5 protein-coding genes and 1 pseudogene are annotated in these 4,090 nt (G+C 60.8%); all 6 read left to right on the top strand.

Annotated elements, in window-relative coordinates; translation table 11 throughout:
- Positions 1-263, top strand: a pseudogene (locus LO50_RS18640) (cytochrome C oxidase Cbb3); the annotation flags it as partial.
- Between the two features lie 11 nt (positions 264-274).
- The gene (ccoO, locus tag LO50_RS18635; protein WP_041014125.1) at positions 275-886 is read left to right on the top strand and encodes a cytochrome-c oxidase, cbb3-type subunit II; all 612 of its coding nucleotides are present in this window, start codon (positions 275-277) and stop codon (positions 884-886) included.
- 6 nt (positions 887-892) lie between these two features.
- Positions 893-1,078 (top strand): CcoQ/FixQ family Cbb3-type cytochrome c oxidase assembly chaperone, encoded by a 186-nt coding sequence (locus tag LO50_RS18630; RefSeq protein WP_003301805.1) that lies wholly within the window; start codon positions 893-895, stop codon positions 1,076-1,078.
- Entirely contained in the window at positions 1,079-1,996 is a 918-nt protein-coding gene (gene ccoP, locus LO50_RS18625) for a cytochrome-c oxidase, cbb3-type subunit III (RefSeq protein WP_023446314.1), read from the top strand.
- 135 nt (positions 1,997-2,131) lie between these two features.
- The gene (ccoG, locus tag LO50_RS18620) at positions 2,132-3,544 is read left to right on the top strand and encodes a cytochrome c oxidase accessory protein CcoG (RefSeq protein WP_044315940.1); all 1,413 of its coding nucleotides are present in this window, start codon (positions 2,132-2,134) and stop codon (positions 3,542-3,544) included.
- Positions 3,545-3,556: 12 nt separating this feature from the next.
- Positions 3,557-4,057: a FixH family protein gene (locus LO50_RS18615; RefSeq protein ID WP_044315939.1), complete on the top strand. Its 501-nt coding sequence runs from the start codon at positions 3,557-3,559 to the stop codon at positions 4,055-4,057.
- The last annotated feature ends 33 nt before the right edge of the window (positions 4,058-4,090 follow it).

Raw genomic sequence — 4,090 nt, 5'->3', positions numbered from 1 at the left:
CCACCATCGGCACCGTGCTCTACATCGCCTCGATGTGGGTCAACGGCATCACCCAGGGTCTGATGTGGCGCGCAATCAACGAAGACGGCACGCTGACCTACTCCTTCGTCGAGGCACTGGAAGCTAGCCACCCCGGCTTCATCGTCCGTGCACTCGGCGGTGCCTTCTTCCTCGCCGGCATGCTGCTGATGGCCTACAACACCTGGCGCACTGTGCGTGCCGCCAAAGCAGCTCAGTACGACGCTGCTGCGCAGATCGCTTGAGGAACGGATAGATGAAGAATCACGAAGTACTCGAAAAGAACATTGGTCTGCTGACCCTGTTCATGATCCTGGCGGTGAGCATCGGTGGTCTGACCCAGATCGTCCCGCTGTTCTTCCAGGACGCCGTCAACGAGCCGGTCGAAGGCATGAAGCCCTACACCGCGCTGCAGCTGGAAGGCCGCGACCTGTACATCCGCGAAGGCTGCGTCGGCTGCCACTCGCAGATGGTGCGTCCGTTCCGCGCTGAAACCGAGCGTTACGGCCACTACTCGGTCGCCGGCGAAAGCGTCTATGACCATCCGTTCCTGTGGGGCTCCAAGCGTACCGGTCCGGACCTGGCCCGTGTCGGTGGCCGCTACTCCGATGACTGGCACCGCGCGCACCTGTACAACCCGCGCAACGTAGTGCCCGAATCGAAGATGCCGTCCTACCCGTGGCTGGTCGAGAACACCCTCGACGGCAAGGACACCGCCAAGAAGATGTCGGCACTGCGCACTCTCGGCGTGCCGTACACCGAAGAAGACATCGCCGGCGCCAAGGATGCCGTCCGTGGCAAGACCGAAATGGACGCCATGGTGGCTTACCTGCAAGTACTCGGCACTGCACTCACCAACAAACGGTAACGCATGATGGAAATCGGGACTCTTCGCGGCTTGGGCACAATTCTGGTATTCGTCGCCTTTATCGGCGTGGTGCTCTGGGCTTACAGCAGCAAACGCAAGAATAGCTTCGACGAAGCCGCCAACCTGCCCTTCGCGGACGACGAGACCGACGCCAAGAAGCGTGATGAAGAAGCTTCCAGGAGTAAGAAATAAATGACCTCGTTTTGGAGTTGGTACGTCACCCTGCTGAGCCTCGGCACCATTGCCGCGCTGGTCTGGCTGCTACTGGCAACTCGCAAGGGCCAACGCCCTGACAGCACTGAAGAAACCGTTGGCCATTCCTATGACGGTATCGAGGAATACGACAACCCGCTGCCGCGCTGGTGGTTCATGCTGTTCGTCGGCACCGTCATCTTCGCCCTCGGCTACCTGGTGCTGTACCCCGGCCTGGGCAACTGGAAAGGCATCCTGCCGGGCTATGAAGGTGGCTGGACTCAGGTCAAGGAATGGCAGCGCGAGATGGACAAGGCGGACGAGCAGTACGGTCCGCTTTTCGCCAAGTACGCCGCCATGCCTGTAGAGGAAGTCGCCAAGGATGCTCAGGCGTTGAAGATGGGCGGTCGCCTGTTCGCCTCCAACTGCTCGGTCTGCCACGGCTCCGATGCCAAGGGCGCCTACGGCTTCCCGAACCTGACCGACAACGATTGGCTGTGGGGCGGCGAGCCGGAAACCATCAAGACCACAATCCTGCACGGCCGCCAGGCGGCGATGCCGGCCTGGCGGGACGTGATCGGCGAAGAAGGCATCCGCAACGTTGCCGGCTATGTGCGCAGCCTGTCCGGTCGTGATACCCCAGAGGGTATCAGCGTCGACATTGAGCAGGGTCAAAAAATCTTCGCGACCAACTGTGTAGTCTGCCATGGACCGGAAGCCAAGGGCGTTGCAGCCATGGGCGCGCCGAACCTGACCGACAATGTCTGGCTATATGGTTCGAGCTTTGCCCAGATCCAGCAAACCCTTCGCTACGGTCGCAATGGCCGCATGCCGGCCCAGGAAGCAATCCTTGGCAACGACAAGGTGCACTTGCTGGCGGCTTACGTTTACAGCCTGTCGCAGCAGCCGGAGCAGTGATACACAGGGTCGGGGTGACGACCTGTCGCACCCGACCCCAACGCTCCGGGCGTACCATTCGCAGCTGGACAGAAAAATGATCCTGGTCGGCATGCATCGGCCAGGACACCCACCTTCCGCCGTGGTACGCACTCGATGACTGAGCAGATCCCCGTTCGTGATGTAACCCCCCCGTCCAAGGCCGGAGCGTCAGCAGACCTTTACGCCGCGCGTGAAAAGATCTACACCCGAGCCTTCAGCGGCTTGTTCCGCAACCTGCGACGTGTTGGCGGCGCAGTACTCTTCATCCTCTTCTTCGGGACCGTCTGGCTCAACTGGAACGGTCGTCAAGCCGTCTGGTGGGACCTGCCAGAGCGCAAATTCCACATCTTCGGGACAACGTTCTGGCCTCAGGATTTCATGCTGTTGTCGTGGCTGCTGATCATCTGCGCCTTCGGCCTGTTCTTCATCACCGTCTTCGCCGGCCGCGTCTGGTGCGGCTACACATGCCCGCAGAGCGTGTTCACCTGGGTATTCATGTGGGCCGAGAAGATCACCGAGGGTGATCGCAATCAGCGGATGAAGCTCGACAAGGCGCCGATGAGCGCCAACAAGTTCCTTCGCAAACTTGCCAAGCATGCCATCTGGCTCGCGGTCGGCATCCTCGTGGCGATCACCTTCGTCGGTTACTTCACCCCGATCCGCGATCTGGTGCCCGACCTGCTCACCCTGAACGTCAATGGCTGGACGGCATTCTGGATCGGCTTCTTCACCCTCGCCACCTACGGCAGTGCTGGCTACCTGCGTGAGCAGGTGTGCATCTACATGTGCCCGTACGCGCGCTTCCAGAGCGTGATGTTCGACAAGGACACCCTGATCGTTTCCTACGATCCGCGTCGCGGCGAGAAGCGCGGCCCGCGCAAGAAAGACGCCGACTACAAGGCAATGGGCCTTGGCGACTGCATCGACTGCACCATGTGCGTTCAGGTCTGTCCGACCGGCATCGACATCCGCGACGGCCTGCAGATCGAGTGCATCGGCTGCGCCGCCTGTATCGACGCCTGCGACGCCATCATGGACAAGATGAACTACCCGCGCGGCCTGATCAGCTATACCACCGAACACAATCTGTCCGGCCAGAAGACTCATCTGCTGCGCCCGCGCCTGATCGGTTACGCCGTCGCGCTCCTGGCCATGATGGGGCTGTTCTCCTACGCCGTGTATGATCGCCCGCTGGTAAAACTCGACGTGCTCAAGGATCGCGTGCTCTACCGCGAGAACGAGCAGGGCAATATCGAGAACGTCTACACCCTCAAGGTGATGAACAAGGCTCAGCAAGAACAGACCTTCGTGATCGAAGCGACCGGCCTCGACGGTCTGGTCTACGAAGGCCGTAGCGAGATCCGCGCCGAGGGCGGCGAGCTCGTCACGATCCCGGTCGAGTTGTCCATCGCCGCCGAGAAGCTGCCCTCGAGCACCAATGAAATCGTCTTCCACATTCGCTCGGTAGACGACGACTCGATAAACGACGATGCAGACAGCCGTTTCATCGGCCCGAGCATCCGCTAAGTAAGGTAATGCATGCGCTCTGATAACGAACAAACGCGTTGGTACACCCAGTTCTGGGCCTGGTTTGTCATCGCCATCCTGCTGAGCTCTGTGGTGCTGGGTCTGTCCCTGCTGACGTTGGCGATCAAGAATGCCGACACCCTGGTCGCGGACAACTATTACGACGCCGGCAAGGGCATCAACCAGTCGCTGGAGCGCGAGAAACTGGCAGAGCGCCTGGAGATGCAGGCACGCATCGCCCTCAATGATGAACGCGGCCTGGCCGAAGTGCAGCTGAGCGGCACAAGCCGCCCGCAACAACTGGTGCTTAACCTGATCTCTCCGACCCAGCCCGAGCGCGACCGCCGCATCATCCTGCAGCCGCAGGGTGATGGCATCTATCAGGGCCAGATGCAGGAATCGATCAGTGGCCGCCGCTTCATCGAGCTACTCGGTCGCGAAGGTGATCAGGACTGGCGCCTGTACGGGGAAAAAACCATCGAAACCGGCCGCGCCCTCGAACTGAAGCCTTGAGCTGCTGATGGCAAAGCCTCTCCCCTGCTACCA

Origin of the sequence: Stutzerimonas stutzeri (assembly GCF_000935215.1) — a bacterium.
Classification (GTDB): domain Bacteria; phylum Pseudomonadota; class Gammaproteobacteria; order Pseudomonadales; family Pseudomonadaceae; genus Stutzerimonas.
The sequence above is the reverse complement of the archived record's forward strand: the minus strand, read 5'-3'. Positions and strand labels throughout refer to the sequence as shown.

Excerpts from the sequence above, each read along its gene's own strand:
- ccoO (WP_041014125.1), top strand. The coding sequence starts at position 275 with ATGAAGAATCACGAAGTACTCGAAAAGAACATTGGTCTGCTGACCCTG.
- LO50_RS18630 (WP_003301805.1), top strand. The coding sequence starts at position 893 with ATGGAAATCGGGACTCTTCGCGGCTTGGGCACAATTCTGGTATTCGTC.
- ccoP (WP_023446314.1), top strand. The coding sequence starts at position 1,079 with ATGACCTCGTTTTGGAGTTGGTACGTCACCCTGCTGAGCCTCGGCACC.
- ccoG (WP_044315940.1), top strand. The coding sequence starts at position 2,132 with ATGACTGAGCAGATCCCCGTTCGTGATGTAACCCCCCCGTCCAAGGCC.
- LO50_RS18615 (WP_044315939.1), top strand. The coding sequence starts at position 3,557 with ATGCGCTCTGATAACGAACAAACGCGTTGGTACACCCAGTTCTGGGCC.